This is a genomic window from Ruegeria sp. AE4 (genome assembly GCF_056542185.1).
Map to the genome: position 1 here is coordinate 34,723 of NZ_JBQFZK010000007.1, position 15,292 is coordinate 50,014.

15 protein-coding genes are annotated in these 15,292 nt (G+C 54.9%); 12 read left to right on the forward strand and 3 right to left on the reverse strand.

Features of this window, described 5'->3' with window-relative positions:
* Nucleotides 1-235: 235 nt before the first annotated feature.
* The 4 genes from ACR0EK_RS10980 to ACR0EK_RS10995 are packed head-to-tail and all read left to right on the forward strand — an operon-like array spanning nt 236 to nt 4,152.
* Entirely contained in the window at nt 236-1,360 is a 1,125-nt protein-coding gene (locus tag ACR0EK_RS10980) for an ABC transporter permease (protein WP_480519934.1), read from the forward strand.
* Nucleotide 1,361: 1 nt separating this feature from the next.
* Nucleotides 1,362-2,177 carry an ABC transporter ATP-binding protein gene (locus ACR0EK_RS10985; protein ID WP_480494154.1) on the forward strand — a complete coding sequence of 272 codons (816 nt, stop codon included), beginning with the start codon at nt 1,362-1,364 and terminating at the stop codon, nt 2,175-2,177.
* Nucleotides 2,178-2,182: 5 nt separating this feature from the next.
* Nucleotides 2,183-3,499 (forward strand): MlaD family protein, encoded by a 1,317-nt coding sequence (locus tag ACR0EK_RS10990; RefSeq protein ID WP_480899965.1) that lies wholly within the window; start codon nt 2,183-2,185, stop codon nt 3,497-3,499.
* Nucleotides 3,496-4,152 (forward strand): ABC-type transport auxiliary lipoprotein family protein, encoded by a 657-nt coding sequence (locus tag ACR0EK_RS10995; RefSeq protein WP_267366949.1) that lies wholly within the window; start codon nt 3,496-3,498, stop codon nt 4,150-4,152. Before ACR0EK_RS10990 ends, ACR0EK_RS10995 begins: the two co-directional genes overlap by 4 nt.
* A gap of 85 nt (nt 4,153-4,237) precedes the next feature.
* On the opposite strand, the gene ACR0EK_RS11000 is transcribed toward ACR0EK_RS10995, so the two are convergent.
* Nucleotides 4,238-5,818: an FMN-binding glutamate synthase family protein gene (locus ACR0EK_RS11000; protein ID WP_480870501.1), complete on the reverse strand. Its 1,581-nt coding sequence runs from the start codon at nt 5,816-5,818 to the stop codon at nt 4,238-4,240.
* A gap of 251 nt (nt 5,819-6,069) precedes the next feature.
* On the opposite strand from ACR0EK_RS11000, the gene ACR0EK_RS11005 reads away from it, so the two are divergent.
* Nucleotides 6,070-6,438: a fluoride efflux transporter FluC gene (locus ACR0EK_RS11005; RefSeq protein ID WP_480506967.1), complete on the forward strand. Its 369-nt coding sequence runs from the start codon at nt 6,070-6,072 to the stop codon at nt 6,436-6,438.
* Between the two features lie 20 nt (nt 6,439-6,458).
* Nucleotides 6,459-6,797 carry a fluoride efflux transporter CrcB gene (crcB, locus tag ACR0EK_RS11010; RefSeq protein ID WP_480967818.1) on the forward strand — a complete coding sequence of 113 codons (339 nt, stop codon included), beginning with the start codon at nt 6,459-6,461 and terminating at the stop codon, nt 6,795-6,797.
* 200 nt (nt 6,798-6,997) lie between these two features.
* Here crcB and ACR0EK_RS11015 read toward each other — a convergent pair whose 3' ends face one another.
* On the reverse strand, nt 6,998-7,615 hold the full coding sequence (locus tag ACR0EK_RS11015; RefSeq protein ID WP_480483707.1) for a TetR/AcrR family transcriptional regulator: 618 nt from the start codon (nt 7,613-7,615) through the stop codon (nt 6,998-7,000).
* A 145-nt stretch (nt 7,616-7,760) separates the two neighbouring features.
* On the opposite strand from ACR0EK_RS11015, the gene ACR0EK_RS11020 reads away from it, so the two are divergent.
* The 5 genes from ACR0EK_RS11020 (at nt 7,761) to mtnA (ending at nt 12,756) form a co-directional block, all read left to right on the forward strand.
* Nucleotides 7,761-8,690, forward strand: coding sequence for an AEC family transporter (locus ACR0EK_RS11020; RefSeq protein WP_480483706.1), 930 nt, complete (start codon nt 7,761-7,763; stop codon nt 8,688-8,690).
* A gap of 102 nt (nt 8,691-8,792) precedes the next feature.
* Nucleotides 8,793-9,626: an S-formylglutathione hydrolase gene (gene fghA, locus ACR0EK_RS11025; RefSeq protein ID WP_480483705.1), complete on the forward strand. Its 834-nt coding sequence runs from the start codon at nt 8,793-8,795 to the stop codon at nt 9,624-9,626.
* A gap of 3 nt (nt 9,627-9,629) precedes the next feature.
* Entirely contained in the window at nt 9,630-11,087 is a 1,458-nt protein-coding gene (gene sthA, locus ACR0EK_RS11030) for a Si-specific NAD(P)(+) transhydrogenase (protein ID WP_480483704.1), read from the forward strand.
* The gene (locus ACR0EK_RS11035) at nt 11,084-11,539 is read left to right on the forward strand and encodes a YaiI/YqxD family protein (protein WP_480483703.1); all 456 of its coding nucleotides are present in this window, start codon (nt 11,084-11,086) and stop codon (nt 11,537-11,539) included. The genes sthA and ACR0EK_RS11035 overlap by 4 nt, the downstream gene beginning before the upstream one ends.
* A gap of 122 nt (nt 11,540-11,661) precedes the next feature.
* Nucleotides 11,662-12,756, forward strand: coding sequence for an S-methyl-5-thioribose-1-phosphate isomerase (gene mtnA, locus ACR0EK_RS11040; RefSeq protein WP_480483702.1), 1,095 nt, complete (start codon nt 11,662-11,664; stop codon nt 12,754-12,756).
* A 62-nt stretch (nt 12,757-12,818) separates the two neighbouring features.
* On the opposite strand, the gene ACR0EK_RS11045 is transcribed toward mtnA, so the two are convergent.
* Nucleotides 12,819-14,054 (reverse strand): MFS transporter, encoded by a 1,236-nt coding sequence (locus ACR0EK_RS11045; protein ID WP_480899962.1) that lies wholly within the window; start codon nt 14,052-14,054, stop codon nt 12,819-12,821.
* Between the two features lie 149 nt (nt 14,055-14,203).
* On the opposite strand from ACR0EK_RS11045, the gene zapE reads away from it, so the two are divergent.
* Nucleotides 14,204-15,262: a cell division protein ZapE gene (gene zapE, locus ACR0EK_RS11050; protein WP_480588661.1), complete on the forward strand. Its 1,059-nt coding sequence runs from the start codon at nt 14,204-14,206 to the stop codon at nt 15,260-15,262.
* Nucleotides 15,263-15,292: the final 30 nt, after the last annotated feature.

Below are 15,292 nucleotides of genomic sequence, written 5' to 3' on the forward strand. Positions count from 1 at the left end.
CGTAATAACCAACGCGGAATGTGTATTGCTTCCCGCCACAGCGCAACCAATTTGTCGGTCAGGCAAAGACGTGCTATCCCGACAAAGTTGTTGTGCGACAACCTCTGGCATGCACCTGTTCTGCATAGCTCCAATGCGACGGTCGGCGTGACGTCAAGGCCATCCAGCGCGGCAAAAAGAAGTCCAATGGCACAAAGCCATTGCGGTCATTGAATGTTTCAATTCACATGACCTCATGACGCAACCTTCGATTATCTCAGAACACGATTCCAGCGGTACTCGTGTACGCATATCCGGAGAGCTGCTCACGCAATCGCTTCAAACCGTTGAACAAGGTTTTGCCTCTGTCCGCCCAACCGGAGACAGGCTTGTTCTCGATCTGTCCGAGGTCGAAGCTCTGGATACCGGCGGTGCCTGGCTGATCGCGGACCTTGGCAAACGCTTCACGTCGCAAGGTGCAACACTTGAATTTCAAGGGGTGAAACCGGCACATGCCACTCTGATAGATACTGTAACCCGCAGCATACCCGACGAACCCGGTGAACTTGATAAACCGCGAAGTCTGTTGGATTTGATCGCACAGATGGGTCACATCACCGTAGGTGCCTGGCGGGATACGCTTTCCATCCTCGAATTTCTGGGTCTGACACTGCATCGGCTGTTTCGTACCATTGTCATGCCATGGCGACTGCGCAAGGCAGCGCTGGTCACACACATGGAAGAGACCGGGTTCAAAGCACTGCCAATCGTGGCCCTTATGGGATTTCTGATCGGTGTCGTACTGGCCTTTCAGGGCGCAACCCAGTTGAAGCAATTTGGAGCTGAGATATTCGTTGTCGAGCTGATCTCGATCTCGGTTCTGCGTGAACTGGGCATATTGCTGACTGCTATAATCGTTGCCGGGCGCTCGGGTTCTGCATTCACCGCATCTATCGGTTCGATGAAAGTGCAGGAAGAAATCGACGCAATGCGAACGCTGGGTCTGGACCCGATCGAAGTTTTGGTCATTCCCCGCGTTTTGGCCTTGTTGATCATGCTGCCCATACTGGGATTTGTCGCCGATATCGCGGGTCTGTTTGGTGGCGCATTGATGAGCTGGATCGACCTGGGGGTAAGCCCCGGCATGTTTCTTACTCGCTTGAAGGAAAACACCGACGTCTGGCAATTGGCGGTCGGTCTTATCAAAGCTCCGTTCTTTGCGCTCGTTATTGGCGTTATTGCCTGCTGGCAGGCAATGCAGGTCAAAGGGTCCGCCCAAAGTGTCGGTCAACGTACGACAGCATCAGTTGTTCAATCCATTTTCATGGTGATCGCAATCGACGCTTTGTTTTCGATCTTCTTCTCAGAGATCGGAATATGACATGACCGGGGATACACCACAGCCATCAGTCGCCACAACTACAGACCGTGAGGCTGTCATTCGTGTAAGCGGGCTCCGAACTCAGTTCGGTACCCAGGTGGTACACGAAAACCTGAATCTTGATGTCTGGAAGGGAGAAGTTCTGGGAATCGTTGGCGGGTCGGGCACCGGTAAATCCGTATTACTCAGAACTATCGTAGGGCTGAACAAACCCGCCGCCGGAGAAATCGAGGTGCTGGGCGTCGATGTTCTGAATGGCCCAGAGGATGACCGCCGCAGGATCGAACGCCGCTGGGGTGTTGCCTTTCAGGACGGGGCACTGTTTTCGTCACTGACCGTGCTGCAAAACGTGATGGCTCCGTTGCGGGAACACACAGGTCTCAGCGAAAAACTAATGGAGTCTCTGGGTGCGTTGAAGATCAGCCTCGTGGGACTGCCACAGCTGAGTTGCGGCAAGTTTCCGTCAGAACTGTCGGGTGGCATGCGCAAGCGCGCTGCGCTGGCTCGGGCGCTGGCCCTTGACCCCGAGATCGTTTTTCTGGACGAACCAACCGCAGGATTGGACCCGATCGGCGCAGCGGCGTATGATGAACTGATCGGCGAATTACAGCAGGCACTTGGGTTGACCGTTTTCATGGTCACCCATGATCTGGACAGTCTTTACGCGATCTGCGACCGCGTTGCAGTGCTTGCAGAAAAGCGCGTACTGGTTGAAGGTCCGATTGAGGACATGACCAAGGTCGACCATCCTTGGGTACAGGAATACTTCACAGGCCCCCGCGCCCGCGCGGCGCAACAGAAGGGGCAAAACAGGTAAAGGCAATGGAAACCCGGGCGAACTACATCCTGATCGGCGCGTTTACTCTTGCAGGGTTGCTGGGCGCATTCGGCTTTTTCCTGTGGCTCGCCAAGTTTGAGATCACGCGCCAATACGCTTATTACGATGTACTATTTGACAATGTCGCAGGTCTGTCGGCAGCCAGCGGCGTGAACTTCAACGGCCTGCCGGTCGGGCAGGTCGTTTCCTTGCAACTGGATGATAATGATCCGTCAAAGGTTCGCGTGCGGATCGAAGTGGACGCAGACATTCCGATAACCAATGATACAATCGCACAGCTTCAGTCACTTGGTGTGACTGGTGTTGGTTATGTCGAACTGACAGGGGGATCCGCTAACGCCGAACGATTGCCACAAAAGAGCATTATCAAGAGCAAACGAAGCACAATTCAATCCCTGTTCGAAGGCGCGCCAAAAGTTCTGGATGAAGCCGTAACGCTTTTGGAAAACCTGAACAAAGTCGTCGATGACAAAAACAGGGAAGCTGTGAGCGGTATTCTGGATAATCTTGCTTCGGCCACAGGTAAACTGGACAATACACTGACAAGTTTTGAATCCGTGGCAAATGACATCGGCAGCGCTGCGCAGGATATTGGCGCGTTTTCAAAGCGGCTGGACCCGCTGATCGAAACTGCGCAAACAACGCTCAAGACCGGCTCTGAAACACTGGAAGCTGTCAAAACAGCATCCGAGTCCGCCAAGACAGCGCTGGACGAAGCTAAAACAACCCTTCAGACGGCGGACCGCATTTTGCAGCAGGACGTGAAGCCTTTCATCGAGCGAGGCTCGCAACTGGCTGAACGATTGACCGTTTTGTCTGATGAAGGCAGCGTTACCCTTGGAATTGTGAACGAAACCGTGATGAACGCCAATTCGACGCTTGGTTCGATTACTACGACGATGGAGTCCGCCAAGGGGGCGCTGGCTTCGGCAGAATCCGCTTTTGACTCTGCAAATCGTGTCATGGAGGAAGACGTGGCACCTGTTGCGGAAGATGTCCGGAAGGCGGCCAATCAGGTGACTGAAACCGTCGCGGGCATAACGGAAAAGATCGACCAGATCTCGGACGACGTCCTGAGCGCGTCAAATTCCGCGTCCGAATTGCTGGGAACCATCGACGGCATTGTTCAGAGCAACCGCCGACAAGTGTCAGACTTCCTGCGGGTCGGGTTGCCTCAGTTTGTTCGTTTCATCGAAGAATCCCAGCGTCTTGTTATCAGTCTGGATCGCCTCGTAGACAAAGTTGAACGCGATCCGGCACGTTTCCTTCTGGGCACCCAAGCATCGGAGTTCCGTCAATGATCAAGCCTGCACTTGCAATGTTGATGGTCGCGTTGTTTGGCGGCTGCGCTGGTCTGGGCACGTTGCAACAAGCGGCGAAACCGAATGATTTGTATCTGCTGACCCCAAAAAGCACGTTTTCCTCGGCGCTGCCCAGGATTGAAAAGCAGATCGTCGTTCAGGAACCCACGGCAACTGCCGCTGTAAACACGGACCAGATTGCCATTCAGCCCACCTCGTTGCAGGTTCAATATTTGCCCCGCGCCCGCTGGGTGGATCGCGCGCCCTTGATCGTTCAAACCTTGTTGGTTGAAAGCTTTGAGAACTCGGGCAAAGTCGCAGCTGTTGGACGCTCAACCGTTGGCCTGCGGGCCGATTATGTAATAGCCCCGGACCTTCGAGAGTTTCAGGGGGTCGTGATCGAAAATACCGAGAACGGAGCCAAAATTCGCGTCGAAGTTCGTATTAACATCAAGGTGATCGACGAATACGAAGATAAAATCGTTGCATCCAGCTCGTTCCAAGAAAACGTCGTGGCGGCAAGCGATCAGACGCCGGATCTGATCAATGCATTTGACCTGGCGTTGGGGCGCGCGATGAGAGATTCTGTTGAATGGAGCATTCGCAAGATCAATACCCACGTGGCAAACAACCCGCGATCCATTCCCAGATAACGAAAGTTGCATAAGACGGCGGAAAAAGCGGGCAATTACGGCCGCGCTTTCACATTACCAATCATCGCGCTACCTAATGTGGTTTTCAGAATTGTGCGGCCGAAGCTCGGTTCCAATCATCTGCAAATTCTTCGGGAATGTCGTCCTTTAACAAGGCACCGTCCTCCAGATAAATATAAAGCTCGGCATAGGTACGCTCATGCTCGTCCGCAGTTCGGCGCAGGATATCACGGGGATGTAACTCGGACGCTTTTTCCTTGCCCATCGCGCCCAAAAGCTCGCGGAAACTTTCCAGTGTGGCATCGTGATAGCGATGAACACGCCGGCGTTTCTGCGGCACATTCACAGCGCGCCCGCGGATGGGATCTTGTGTAGCCACCCCTGACGGACAACGGTTTGTGTTGCAATGCAATGCCTGGATGCAACCCACCGCAAACATCATCGCGCGCGCCGAGTTGCACATGTCGGCACCAAGCGCCAACTTCTCGACCATGTCATAACCGGTCGCCACTTTTCCGGAACAGATGATCCGGATCTTGTCACGCACTCCGACACCACGCAAACAGTTGCTGACAAAGATCAAGGCTTCGTTCAGGGGCATACCCAACCGGTTGGTGAATTCCACCGGGGCTGCGCCCGTGCCCCCTTCTGCCCCGTCAATTGTGATGAAATCCGGCAAGATACCCGTTTCAAGCATTGCTTTACAGATCGCCATGAATTCGGACGGCCTGCCGATGCACAGCTTGAACCCGACAGGTTTGCCACCTGACATTTCTCGCAGGTGCTGGACAAAATGCATCAAACCTGTGGGCCCATCGAAGGCACTATGGGTGGGCGGAGAAATCACATCCTGATGTTCGGGCACTCCCCGTATCTCGGCAATCTCGGCATCGACTTTGGCTGCAGGCAGAACACCGCCATGGGCGGGCTTTGCACCTTGTGACAGCTTGATCTCAATAGCCTTGACCACGTCCCTTCCTGCCTTTTCGGCAAACTTGTCCTTGTCAAATCCACCAGCAGGGGTCCGGCACCCGAAGTAACCCGTCCCGATCTGCCAGATGATGTCCCCGCCTTCGGCCAGATGATGCGGTGACAGCCCACCCTCTCCGGTGTTATGCGCGAACCCCCCATCCTTGGCTCCTCCGTTCAGCGCGCGGATGGCATTGGCGCTGAGCGCGCCAAAGCTCATGGCAGACACATTAAGGCGTGAGGCGCTGTAAGGTTGCGTACATTGCGGACCCCCCAGCATTATGCGTTCTTCACTTTTGTCTACATGTTTGGGGGCTAGTGAGTGGTTGGCGCGATGATACCCGGTTTCGGTAATGTCGTATTGCGTGCCGAACGCCTGTGTGTCCACCTGCCCCTTGGCCCGAGAATAAACCAGCCCTCGGACAATCCTGTTGAAAGGCCGTCCGCTTTCGTTGGTTTCCACAAAATATTGGCGAATTTCCGGGCTTACAAATTCCAGCATGTACCGGAAATGCCCAAGAACCGGGTAATTGTTCAGGACGTTATGCCTGGTCGTCAGAACATCATAAAGACCGATGATCGCGTACGGCACCAAAATGATCAGAAGCCAAAGCGCAGGCGACCAGAAGAACCCAAGGATCAGAACTAACGGCAGACAGACACAGCTCAGAAAAAAGAAAATTCTGCGGACAATCATGTTCCAAACTCCTTGTGTTTCTATTGGGCTGATGAGCCATGCTGTCAGAACTCAACGTGAAACAGATTGAATTTTTATTTCAAGTGCCTGCGGAAAAATGTCTGCTGAGGGACGCAAACGTGAAATCATGTTACGAACCGCCCAACTGTTGAACCCAATGCAACCACCAGATAAATCATGCTCAACGGACGACAAAGGGCCGATCCTTGGCAAACACACAATCCCACCTCTGGCATGACCGAAAAAGCGTGATGTTTCTATCCGTCTTCGCAGGCGGTGCACTTGGGTCGTTGTTGCGTGAGGCGTTTACACTAGAGATCCCAGGCCTAAGCTTTCTCACCTCGACTTTTGGCATCAACGTAGTCGCCTGTTTTGTTCTGGGCTGGCTGTATTCCGTGCGCAATAAGGTGCACGCGCATGTTCTGCATCTTGGCGCCGTCGGGTTTTGCGGTGGATTGTCGACCTTTTCGTCTTTTGTTGCAGATCTTGAACGAATAGCCGACGGCGGCCTATGGGTAACCTCCCTGGCAATCGGGCTTGAAGTTTCATTTGGCCTTGCTGCCGCGCTGTTTGGTGAAAGACTTGGACGGCATTTTCATTCCGAAAAGACGCCGTCATGAGCGAAGTGTATCTTCATTCCATGTTCGCGTTGGGCGGAGGTCTGGGGGCTGTGATGCGCCATTGGCTGGCGCTGAAGATTCGGCACGACTTGCCACTAGCAACCTTGCTCGTAAATGTGTTGGGTAGCTTGCTGCTGGGGATCTGGGTTGGGTTTTTAGGAGGTCCAGTAGACATTCCCGAGGACCAAAAACGCCTTGTTTTCGGGTTTTGCGGTGGTTTTACAACCTTCTCCAGCTTTGCCTACCAATCGCTCGAACTTCACCGCGAGCGCACATTGCTTTTGGCAGCAGGCAATATTCTGATCAGCCTTGCTCTGTGCTGGTTTTCTTTCTGGCTTGGCCTGTTGCTAACGCGTTGAAGCGTAAAAAGCTGGGCAACAAGTTTGAACGCTGACCTGCTTTTCTTTCCGGCCAATGTTGGGTCCCAAGCCACGCCAATAGTTCGACAAATAAAGAGTTTGAAAAGACTTATCTCAGTAAGCTGAACTGCATCGAGTGTTCTGGTGTGTGAGCAATGGCCTGTATCCCTGATCCGGATATGGGCCATTTCTTTCTTGGATCAGACCCCATACCGGGCAAGAAACATGTCCACGGCTTGTGTCGCTACTTCAGCGATTTCTTCTTTGCTGAATGAATTCTGAATTCCAAATGCAGCCCGGGTCCAGATCCGTACTTTGCAAAGCTCGGAAAACTGCTCAGCCGCTATTTGGACATTTTCAACTGCTAACTCACCTTTAGCCACGGCTTTTTCAAGGTATTCTGCCATTTGACGCTGGCCGTTTTGCGGCCCCGCTTCGTAAAATGCGCGGCCAAGTTCCGGAAACCGGTCTCGTTCGGCAACACAAATGCGGAAAACCTGCTGCGCGAAATCTGAAACCAGAAACGCCGTCAACTGTGTGGCCGCGATCATCAAAACTTCTCGTGCGGGTTTGGTCTCGTCGATCATCGCGACGACCCGTTCGGCCATAAGACAGCATTCCGTTTGTGCAACTTCCATGAACAAAAGGCGCTTGTCCGGAAAATAGCTGTACAAGGTTGCTTTTGACACTCCAGCCGCGCGAGCAATGTCATCCACGCTTGCGCCCTCGAATCCGTCCGCCATGAAAACCTCTCGGGCCCCGCGCAAAACCTGATCAAACTTTCGGCCTGTGCGCAGGATGGTGGCGGTCTGGGTCATGTCATCTCCTCGATCAATACCTGTCACAGTTTATAAACCGTTCGGTTCAGGTACAAGGATTCTCGTATCCCCTTTAACTCTGACCTCGCCCAATTTGGGGTGTTGAGCTCTTGCGACGGTTCTAAACCGTGCTAGGACTTGGCCCATGGCCGATATCTTTTTGCGTACACTGCCCTTTTTTGCAATCATCGGCCTTGGCTTTTGGGCTGGGCGCACACGGTTCTTTACGGCCGAAGCAACCGCATATCTGACCAAGTTCGTCTTCTTCTTCGCGCTGTCGGCAATGTTGTTTCGATTTGCAGCGACCCTGCCCTTTGCAGAGATTTTCAACGCAAGACTGATCTTCGGTTATCTCGTAGGAACCGCTGCTGTTTATGGCATAGCAACTTGCATAGCGTGGATACGCGGCCTTGACGTGCCTACTTCGGCGGTTGAGGCACAATGCGCTGCTATTGGGAACGTTGGCTTTCTTGGCCTGCCAATGCTCGCGCTGCTGTTCACCGAAGCCGCTATTGGCCCGGTCATGCTGGTCCTGACCGTAGATTTGGTTGTATTCTCGTCTCTGATCGTGATCCTGATCAACGGTGGGCGTGACGGAAGGCTGACGCCAGCCACTTTCAAACTGATTGGAATGGGTCTGCTCAAGAACCCGATGATTGTCTCGATCTCTGCCGGGCTCGTCTGGTCATCCCTGCAAATCCCGGTTCCCGATCCGCTGAACAACTTTCTGACCATCCTCGGTGGTGCCGCAACCCCCGGAGCGCTTTTTGCAATCGGTGCGTCCCTTGCTGGCAAATCCGCGGAAAGATTTCAGATCGCAGCCTGGTTGAGTTTCTGCAAACTAGTGCTCCACCCGCTTTTCGTAGCAATCGCCCTGATCTGGCTGATCCCGATCGAAACATTCCCGGCAAGCGTTGCAATTGCAGCAGCTGCTCTGCCCGTAGCAGGAAATGTCTATATGCTGGCCGCGCATTACGGCATTGCCCCACAGCGCGCCTCGGCTGCTATTTTACTGTCGACGCTCGTCAGCATTGTCACCATACCACTTGTTATTGCGGCTCTAGGTACCCCCTGACCTTCACCCTTTCAAAAATACTCACTCCAAAGGCACTCGGACTTTACGCCGGGTCCGTGGATCGTTAGCCATGTTGCGACTCTAGAATAAGGACGATGCCTAATGGAAACCCTTTCGGAAAATGCCTGTTTCGGCGGAGTGCAAGGCGTGTATCGCCATGCTTCGTCGACATGCCAATGCGACATGACGTTTGGCCTTTTTCTTCCGGCCGAGGCGAAAGATGGCCCGGTTCCGATCTTGTGGTATCTGTCTGGTCTGACCTGCACCCATGAAAACGCGATGACAAAAGCCGGCGCACAAGCTTGGGCTGCGGAACAAGGCATTGCAGTGGTATTTCCCGACACTTCGCCACGCGGTAAAAGTGTTGCGGATCATGACGACTACGATTTGGGTCAGGGCGCTGGGTTCTACGTGAACGCCACGCAGGAGCCCTGGGCACCGCATTTCCGGATGTGGGACTACATTGCCGACGAATTGCCTACCCTGCTGTTCGAAAGCTTTGCCATCGATAGCGAACGTCAGGCCATTACGGGTCATTCCATGGGCGGGCATGGTGCATTGACGTTGGCCATGAACCTTCCAGGACGGTACCGCTCGGTTTCGGCCTTCGCACCCATCGCGAACCCGACGGGCGCTGACTGGGGGCGCAAACAGCTGGGCGCGTATCTGGGGGATGATGAATCCCTTTGGGCCAAACACGATGCTTCCCTGTTGATGAAAGAAACCGGTTTCGACGGCCCCATCCTGATCGATACGGGCACCAATGATCAGTTCATGGACCTGCTGCGCCCAGAAGCGCTTGCCCAAGCCATCGCTGAGCGTCGCCAGCAAGCAACCTTCCGCCTCCAGCCGGGGTATGACCATTCGTATTTCTTCGTATCTACCTTCATGGAAGATCACATCGTTTTCCACGCCGAAGCGCTGTACGGAGACTGAGATATGAGCAAATACGACTATGATCTGGTCATCATCGGGTCCGGGCCTTCGGGGCGTTCTGCGGCCATTCAGGCTGGCAAGCTCAAGCGACGGGTTCTGGTGATTGACCGAAAAGACCGTTTTGGTGGGGTGTCCGTTCACACCGGAACTATCCCATCCAAGACATTGCGCGAAACGGTTCTGAACCTGTCGGGCTGGCGCGAGCGCAGCTTTTATGGCCGTTCCTATCGGGTCAAGGACCAGATCCGCGCCGAAGATCTGAAAGCCCGCCTGCACATGACCCTCGATCACGAGGTCGATGTGTTGGAACATCAGTTCAACCGGAACCACGTCGATACTCTGGACGGTTTAGCCAAGTTCGTCGGGCCACATGAAGTGGAAGTCGCCACCGATGCCGGAGAGACCACACGTGTAACGGCCGCCAAGTTTTTGATTGCGACAGGAACCAAGACCTACCGCCCCGATTATGTTCCGTTTAACGGCAAGACCGTGGTCGATGGCGACGAGTTTCTGGAAATGGCGGAAATCCCGCGTTCACTGGTTGTTATCGGTGCCGGGGTCATTGGGGTCGAATACGCCACGATGTTCTCGGCACTGGACGTTCGGGTGACGCTGATCGAGCCGCGGGATACGTTTCTGGACTTCATCGATAGCCGCTTGATTCATGATTTCACCCATCAGATCCGCGAAAACGGTGTTGATCTGAGGTTGGGATCGGCTGTCGAAAAGATTGAAGATGCGGGCGAGCATGTGGAAGTGACCCTTGAAAACGGGCGCCACGTGCGGGCGGAAATGCTGCTGTTTGCAGCCGGGCGCATGGGCGCAACATCGAAACTCAATCTGGATTCAGTTGGACTGGAAACCGATCACCGCAATCGGATCAAGGTAGACCGCAAGACATATCAGACCGCGGTTCCGCATATCTATGCGACCGGGGATGTGATCGGTCACCCTTCGCTGGCCTCGACTTCATTACAGCAAGGGCGTGTGGCTGCCTGCCATGCGCTCGAGACACCTACACTGCCGGAAAGCCCGTGGTACCCCTATGGCATCTACTCGGTTCCCGAAATTTCCACCTGCGGCATGTCCGAGGAAGAACTTCAGGAGCGTGGCATTCCCTATGAGGTTGGCGTGGCCCGATTCCGCGAAACCTCGCGCGGGCATATCATGGGTCTGGAACACGGTATGCTGAAGATGCTGTTTTCGCTTAAAACCCGCCGTGTCTTGGGCGTGCAGATTGTGGGCGAAGGTGCGACCGAACTGATCCACATCGCTCAGGCGGTGCTGAACCTGAAGGGCACTGTCGATTACTTCGTTCAAAACACGTTCAACTATCCAACTCTGGCCGAGGCTTACAAGATCGCCGGGCTGGATGCTTTCAACCGGATGCCGATCCCGGACGAATTCAAGGTGCGGAAGAAACCTGCTCAACCAGAGAAAAAAGAGGCCAAAAAGGCGTGACAACGCTGTATGTCGATGGCGATGCCTGCCCTGTAAAGGCCGAGGCCGAACGGGTTGCAACACGACACAAGGTGCCTATGGCACTGGTGTCGAATGGCGGTCTTCGACCGTCAGCAAACCCGCTTGTACAGGTCATCGTGGTTTCGGAAGGTGCTGATGAAGCGGACAAATGGATTGCAGAACGCTGCGGCGCAGGGGATGTAGTTGTGACCTCCGATATCCCTCTGGCCGCAAAATGCGTCGAAGCGGGTGCCCGAGTTTTGCGCCCCAACGGCGAGGCCTTTACGGCAGCCAACATTGGCCAGCAATTGGCGATACGTGATTTGATGGCTGACCTGCGGGCCGCCAATCCATTGGGGGCCGGAGGCGGCGGCCGACCGTTCAGCAAAGCAGATCGTTCGAGGTTTCTGGATGCGTTAGAGCGGGAACTTCGCGCAGCGACCCGAGGGTAAGTGCAGTCACCGGCAAGCTAAAATGCCAGACGGTAACCAGAAACGCCCGTTTACAAGCCCGCCGAAAGAACGCAGGCTGCGAAAGACTTCTGATCAGGCTATTCGCAAACGGAGACCGAATTATGAAAGTACAGGGTGCTCATTACCGGTCGATTTGGTGGGACAAATCGGCAGGTGAGGTTCGGATTATCGACCAGCGTTGGCTGCCCCATGACTTTCGGGTGGTTGCCCTGAAAACGCTGGATGAATTTGCGACAGCGATCCGCGACATGTGGGTCAGGGGTGCGCCACTGATTGGTGCAACAGCCGCGTTTGGAATTGCCGAACAGATGTCCCGTGACAGCTCTAACGCTTCGTTCGACGCCGCGTATGACGTATTGCACGCGACCCGCCCAACGGCAATAAACCTGCGATGGGCCTTGGACAGATGCCGCGACTCGCTGATGCCACTTGCCCCAAGTGATCGTGCTGAACGGGCCTGGGCACTCGCACAGGAGGTTGCAGACGAAGATGTTGAGATCAATGCCTCGATAGGTCGCCATGGGCTGCAACTGATCAAAGAAATTGCAGCCCGAAAGCCCGCAGGTGAACCGGTGCGGCTATTGACGCATTGCAATGCCGGTTGGCTGGCAACGGTGGATTGGGGAACGGCGACAAGCCCGATGTATCACGCGCATGACGCGGGCATTCCGCTTCATGTCTGGGTGGATGAGACCCGACCACGAAATCAGGGGGCGCTGACATCCTGGGAACTTGGCGAACACGGCATTCCCCATCGTTACATCGTGGACAATGCAGGCGGTCACCTGATGCAACATGGTTTGGTTGACGCCGTCATCACCGGTACAGACCGGACCACGGCACAAGGCGACGTCTGCAATAAAATCGGCACCTACCTGAAGGCCTTGGCGGCGCGGGACAACGGGGTTCCGTTTTATGTCGCCCTGCCCTCGCCCACGATTGACTGGACGGTTCGGGATGGAGTGTCGGAAATCCCAATCGAAGAACGCGATAAAAAAGAAGTGACCCATGTCATGGGCGTGGATGGACAGGGGGATATTGCCGATGTTCGCGTCACCCCGAACGGGACGAAAGGTGGCAATCCTGCCTTTGATGTCACACCCAACCGGCTGGTGACGGGGCTTATCACCGAACGCGGCGTCTGTGCCGCCTCGGCCGAAGGCCTTGCAGGATTGTTTCCGGATCGAGTCGGCTAGATTAACACCCCACACGGCGTTACCGCTGGCACGCGCACGTAGGTCGAGCGCGAAACGTCACGTCAGGCGGGGACTGCCAGACGGTTCTCTCGGATAGGTAGATGAACGATGGCGCTGAAGGCCCCTATTGCCACACCGATCCACCAGACCAGGGCATAGTCACCATACTGGTCATACATACGCCCCCCCAGCCAGACGCCCAGGAAGCTGCCAACCTGATGGCTGAAGAAGATTATGCCATAGAGTGTTCCCATGTAACGCAAACCATAGAGGTGCGCGACAAGACCCGACGTGAGCGGAACGGTGGCCAACCAAAGCGATCCCATCACCAGCGAGAATGTAATGACGGACAGCGGCGTTATCGGGAAAACGATGAACAATGCCGCAGCAAGTGTCCGACCGGCATAGACCGAGGCCAGCAGGTATTTCTTAGGGAAATGATTACCTGCCCAACCCGCCAATAGAGTCCCGGCGATATTGGCCAAACCAATCAGTGAAATCGATACCGCGCCAAGTGCGGACGTGGATGTGATGCCGATGGAATACAGCACGCTGCCGGGTTCGATCGGGCCGCACATTTCGGTTACGAATGCCGGAAAATGAGCGGTGATAAATCCAAGCTGGTAACCGCAGCTGAAAAACCCAATAAATATCAAAGCATAAGAAGGATCTCGGAACGCCTTCCCCAGAATTTCTCCCATGCTTTCTTGCAACTCTGCCTTTGAAGCTGGTTGAGGCGCCCGCATGAAAGGCAAGGTCAATACAAGCGCAAGAATGGCAGCGGCAAACACGACGAAGACTTGTTGCCAGGGCAAGAATGACAGCAACCACTCAGCCGTCGGCGCGCCCAGAACCTGCCCGAAACTGCCCGCAGCAGTAACGATGGCCAGCGACATGGACCGGTTTTCATCAGAGGACGCGCGACCGACCACAGCCAAAACCACACCGAACCCGGTGCCAGCAATGCCAAACCCAACCAGCCACGCATAAACCTGATGCTCGAGCGGTGTGACGGACCAAGCCGACAGAACCAGACCAGCAGCATAGGTCAAGGCGCCGAGGATAATGGCCTTTCGGTCTCCTACTTTCTCAGCGATAGCTGCAAAGATCGGTTGACCGATGCCCCAAGCCAGATTCTGGATTGCAATCGCCAATGAGAAATCCGTGCGCAGCCAGCCAAATTCACTGGCGATCGGAATCTGAAACACGCCGAAAGACGCGCGCACGGCAAAGCTGACCGTGATGATGATGCATCCAACGATCAGGATCGGGTTCAACATGCGGGTGGATTGCGGCATAGAGACCTCGGGTAGCTTGGTCCGACGGACCGTACTGGATTTACGGGTTGCGTCAATTCAACAGATTTGCGGTCACGGATAAGCAAATTTGATACGTCAGGGAAAAGGCTTCTTTTCAACGGGCTGGGTCATGGGTAAGGCTCTGGGTCATGACGGATCTGATTTCGCACTACGAAGCCCGCGTCGAGGATGGAACTCTGACGCGTGACGACGCTCAAGAAGCCGTGTTGCCCCAGTTTGAGCGCATCCGTGCGGCACTGGCCGAGCCGGTTAAACGAGGTTTTTTCCGCAAGGCTCCGCCTCCGCCTAAAGGCCTATACCTGTGGGGTGGCGTCGGACGTGGAAAATCGATGCTGATGGACATGTTCGTCGACACGCTGGGTGAAGTCCCCGCACGGCGCGTTCACTTTCATGCCTTCATGCAGGAAATCCATGCCGGAATGCACAAGGCCCGGAAAGAGAACGTTGAAGATGCGCTGGCACCCGTGGCAAAGGAGGTGGTGAAATCCGTCCGCCTGCTGGCCTTCGACGAGATGCAGATCACTGACATTACGGATGCGATGATCGTCGGCCGTTTGTTTGACCTGCTGCATGAAGGTGGCGTTGTTGTCGTGACCACGTCGAACAGGCATCCGGACGCGCTGTATAAGGATGGGTTGAACCGGCAATTGTTCCTGCCTTTTATTGCCCATATCAAAGACCAGTTGCAGGTATGGGAACTGGTATCGCCCACGGATTACCGTCAGAACAGATTAGAGGGGGCTCCGGTCTATTTTACACCCATCGGACCAGAAGCGCGGCAGAAATTACGGGATGTCTGGAAAGATCTTGCAGGCGGACCTGCCGATCCGTTGATATTGCAGGTCAAAGGCCGCGCTGTCGAACTGCCCGCATTTCGCAACGGGGTTGCACGGGCTTCGTTTTATGACCTGTGTGGCCGGATGCTGGGACCGGCGGACTATCTGGCTATCGCAGAAGCAATTAAAGTGTTGGTGCTTGAGGATATCCCCCGTTTGTCGAGAAATAACTTCAATGAAGCCAAGCGCTTTGTCATCCTGATAGATGCGCTCTACGAGGCAAAAGTTCGGTTGATCTGCTCGGCTGCGGCGGAACCCGAGATGTTGTATGTCGAAGGAGAAGGCACCTTTGAGTTTGAGCGTACTGCGTCGCGCCTGCGGGAAATGCAGGACCAGAACTGGGGGAAGTAGGGGCTCTGCCCCCGTCGCGCTGCGCGCGCC